General features: G+C 70.3%; 1 protein-coding gene. It reads right to left on the reverse strand.

Annotation, left to right across the window (positions count from 1 at the left end; genetic code table 11):
* Positions 1–54 precede the first annotated feature (54 nt).
* On the reverse strand, positions 55–1,011 hold a 957-nt coding region (locus AB0G02_RS42280; RefSeq protein ID WP_360806842.1), incomplete at its 5' end, for an RICIN domain-containing protein.

Genomic DNA, 1,011 nt, shown 5'->3' on the forward strand with positions numbered 1-1,011 from the left:
GCCCGTGACCATTTCGGCAGGTCCGCGTGCGGGACTCCGCCGCTTGCCGTCGACCTACCTGCCGGACAGGCGCCACGTCTGGTTGAGCGGCGTGCCCTGGCTCACCGGGTTGCAGGTCCACTGGTGGACCACCGCGCCCGGAGCGGTGGAGACGCCGTTGACGTCGACGCACTTGCCGCTGTGCCGGGTGACGACCTGGTAGTCGTGCGGGTCGTTGCCGGAGTAGGTCACCTTCCTCAGGGTGAACTGCTGGTTGGTGCCGCCGTTGCAGGTCCACTGGATGACCGCCGCGCCGTCCGCCGTGGACGCGCCGTTGACGTCCAGGCACTTGCCCGACTGCTGGTTGACGATCGTGTAGGTGTCGGCGATCCCGGCCGTCGGGGTGAAGTTCCACCGCTGCTCGTCACCCGTGCCGCAGGAGAGCTGCTGCTGCTGGGTGCCGTCGGCGGTGCTGCGGTTGGGGTTGGTCAGGCACTGCTGCGAGTGCTGGGCGACCGCGGTGGACTGGAAGGTGCCGTCACCGGTGCCCGTGGGGGGCAGGACCGTGATGGTGAACGAGTCGTCGACGTTGGAGTGCGGCAGGTTCACCGTGGCGGCGTTGGAGGACAGCGTCACGATCGAGTTGGACACCGTCACCGGTCCCTGGACCGCGCCACCGCCGTTGTACGGGATGCGCTCGACCAGCACCCGCACCTGGTTGTTCGCCACGATGCCCTCGGTGGCGTCCAGGCGTTGCAGCCGGACGGCGATGTTGCCCGTCGTGCGGCCACCGCCGACCAGGACCTTGGCCTCGCCGGGCGCCTTGGTCGCGAACGCGTCGTAGGACTGGCTGGGCGTGACCGCGGCGATCCGCCCGGTCTGCGAGCCGTAGAAGCGGTAGACCCACCACTCGCCCTTCGGCTGGTGCCGGCCCGACGAGTCGCGGACGAGCAGGTTGCCCAGGTCGTTGTGCAGGTTGCCGCCGCCCGCCCAGTTGGCGCGCAGACCGTCCGCGCCCGCCCGCTCCAGCCT

Origin of the sequence: Actinosynnema sp. NPDC023658 (assembly GCF_040639995.1) — a bacterium.
In the GTDB taxonomy this organism is placed as follows: domain Bacteria; phylum Actinomycetota; class Actinomycetes; order Mycobacteriales; family Pseudonocardiaceae; genus Actinosynnema.